This window comes from Streptococcus sp. GMD4S, from assembly GCF_000296955.1.
Window position 1 is genome coordinate 1 of record NZ_AJRE01000130.1, and the last position, 2,900, is coordinate 2,900.

Genomic DNA, 2,900 nt, shown 5'->3' on the forward strand with positions numbered 1-2,900 from the left:
AAGAAGCTGAGAAGTTTGTCTGTGAAGGATTTGCGACTGGTCAAGAAGCCTTGGCTGGTGCGGTTGATATCTTGGTCGAAGCCTTATCGGAAGATGTGACTTTGCGTTCACTGACCTATCAAGAAGTGTTGAGACACTCTAAAATCACTTCGCAAGTCAAGGATGAAAGCCTTGATGAAAAACAAGTTTTTCAGATTTACTATGATTTTTCAGAGACAGTTGGCAACATGCAGGGTTATCGTACCTTGGCTCTCAATCGTGGGGAGAAACTAGGTGTCTTAAAAGTCGGCTTCGAACATGCGACAGACCGTATCTTATCATTCTTTGCTGCTCGTTTCAAGGTGAGAAACGCCTATATTGATGAAGTGGTTCAACAGTCAGTTAAGAAAAAGGTCTTGCCGGCTATCGAGCGGCGCATTCGGACAGAGTTAACCGAAAAGGCAGAAGAAGGGGCTATCCAACTCTTTTCTGACAACTTGCGAAATCTCCTCTTGGTTGCTCCACTGAAAGGGCGCGTGGTTCTAGGCTTTGACCCTGCTTTTCGTACAGGTGCCAAGCTTGCTGTCGTAGATGCAACAGGGAAAATGCTGACGACTCAAGTCATTTATCCTGTTAAACCAGCTTCAGCTCGTCAGATTGAAGAAGCCAAGAAAGATTTGGCAGATTTGATTGGACAGTATGGCGTGGAAATTATTGCTATCGGAAATGGAACGGCCAGCCGGGAAAGCGAAGCCTTTGTGGCGGAAGTTCTGAAAGATTTTCCAGAAGTGAGCTATGTTATCGTCAATGAAAGTGGTGCTTCTGTCTACTCTGCCAGTGAACTTGCTCGTCAGGAGTTTCCAGAATTAACTGTTGAAAAACGCTCTGCTATTTCTATCGCTCGTCGTTTGCAAGATCCGCTTGCCGAATTGGTCAAAATTGATCCCAAGTCAATCGGTGTCGGGCAATACCAGCACGATGTCAGTCAGAAGAAACTGTCTGAAAGTCTGGACTTTGTCGTTGATACGGTGGTTAACCAGGTCGGTGTCAATGTCAATACAGCCAGCCCAGCACTTCTCTCCCATGTAGCTGGACTCAATAAAACTATCTCTGAAAATATCGTTAAATACCGTGAAGAAGAAGGAAAAATCACTTCACGCTCTCAAATTAAGAAAGTTCCTCGTCTCGGTGCCAAAGCCTTTGAGCAAGCTGCTGGTTTCCTCCGTATTCCTGAAAGTAGCAATATCCTTGATAATACAGGAGTTCATCCAGAGAACTATGCTGCCGTCAAAGAGCTTTTCAAACGCTTGGATATCAAAGACTTGAATGAAGAGGCACAAAGTAAGCTTAAGTCCCTTTCAGTTAAGGAGATGGCACAGGAACTGAATCTCGGCCCAGAAACCCTTAAAGATATCATTGCCGACCTTCTTAAACCAGGTCGAGATTTCCGGGACTCCTTTGATGCACCTGTGCTTCGCCAAGATGTCTTGGATATCAAGGATTTAAAAGTCGGCCAGAAGCTGGAAGGTGTGGTGCGTAATGTCGTTGATTTCGGTGCCTTCGTTGATATTGGGATTCACGAGGATGGCTTGATTCATATTTCCCACATGAGTCGCAAATTTATCAAACATCCCAGCCAAGTGGTTTCAGTCGGAGATTTGGTAACGGTTTGGGTTAAGAAAATCGATACCGAACGTGAAAAAGTCAATCTGTCGCTCCTTGCTCCAGATGAATCTAACTGAGTACGTTCAGTCTGTTTCACTCGAAGACTTTGGTAGACCTTTCACGCACCAAGCTCAGTGGAATTCTCGTCTGCGAACGACAGGCGGGCGATTTTTCCCTAAAGATGGGCATTTGGATTTTAATCCCAAGGTCTATAATGAACTTGGTTTGAAGGTTTTTCGAAAAATCGTACGCCATGAACTCTGTCACTATCACCTTTATTTTCAGAAAAAAGGATATCGACATAAGGACCGAGATTTTAAAGAACTTTTGAAAGAAGTGGATGGACTGCGCTTTGTCCCCCCTCTGAAAGACCAAAGTACCTACCTAGTCTATCAGTGTCAATCCTGCAAGCAATCCTATCAACGAAAGAGGAAGATTGATACCAAACGCTATCGCTGTGGCGTCTGCCGTGGTAAACTCGTCATCTTAAATCGGCCTAAGGACTGATGTTTGTGAACCTGTTTCATGCTATACTACTTGTAAGAATACCGAAAGAGGAACATATCATGAATAACAAATTTTATAAAATGAAACGAAATAGTATGGTGTCGGGAGTTTTAGCTGGTCTATCAGACAAGTGGAATTTTGATGTAACTTTAGTCCGCTTTCTCTTTGCCATTTTTACCATATCAAATTTTGGGATTGGCGTGATTATTTACATCATCCTCGCCTCTATCCTGCCAACTAAGGAAGAAATCGAAGCAGAAATGTACGGAACAGGACCACGCAAACGAAAGGAAGCCGAGGCAATTGATGACAATGATGGACGGTTTTGGTGATAATAATAGAAGCAGGAACTTCGTCCGATTGGACGAAGTTTTTTTAAACTTGTCAAATCAAATCTTGAAATGGTATAATAAATCAATGAATACAATAATAATGTAGAGAGATTAATATGGCTAACGAGAATAAAACGTTTGAATTACAAAGTTCTGAAACTGACTTTGACTATGAACAATTACTTGAATTAGAAAGTTCTTTAGAAAATAACCTTAAGGATGTTGTTGAACATATAGATCAACTTGATATAGACAGAGAGAAATTACAAAATAATGAATATCTTCAAGAATCTATTGAAAATATAGTTTGGGAGCAAGTACAACTTCAACTTGCTGCCCAAATTGGTGAAGAGTTTATTAAAGAGAACAAAGGTCAAACCCTAGATTTACGAAAAGAAGCTCATATCCAAACTGCTT

3 protein-coding genes and 1 pseudogene are annotated in these 2,900 nt (G+C 41.8%); all 4 read left to right on the forward strand.

Going from position 1 to position 2,900, the window contains the following annotated elements; translation table 11 throughout:
- On the forward strand, positions 1 to 1,721 hold a 1,721-nt coding region (locus GMD4S_RS07685; RefSeq protein ID WP_000330219.1), incomplete at its 5' end, for a helix-hairpin-helix domain-containing protein.
- Positions 1,708 to 2,151, forward strand: a complete 444-nt coding sequence (locus GMD4S_RS07690) for a SprT family protein (protein WP_001054542.1) — start codon at positions 1,708 to 1,710, stop codon at positions 2,149 to 2,151. The genes GMD4S_RS07685 and GMD4S_RS07690, both read left to right, overlap by 14 nt.
- Positions 2,152 to 2,210: 59 nt before the next feature.
- A complete protein-coding gene (locus GMD4S_RS07695; protein ID WP_001060204.1) occupies positions 2,211 to 2,483 on the forward strand; it encodes a PspC domain-containing protein in 273 nt (90 codons plus the stop codon).
- 116 nt (positions 2,484 to 2,599) lie between these two features.
- A pseudogene (locus GMD4S_RS07700) lies at positions 2,600 to 2,900 on the forward strand (hypothetical protein); the annotation flags it as partial.

Excerpts from the sequence above, each read along its gene's own strand:
- GMD4S_RS07690 (WP_001054542.1), top strand. The coding sequence starts at position 1,708 with ATGAATCTAACTGAGTACGTTCAGTCTGTTTCACTCGAAGACTTTGGT.
- GMD4S_RS07695 (WP_001060204.1), top strand. The coding sequence starts at position 2,211 with ATGAATAACAAATTTTATAAAATGAAACGAAATAGTATGGTGTCGGGA.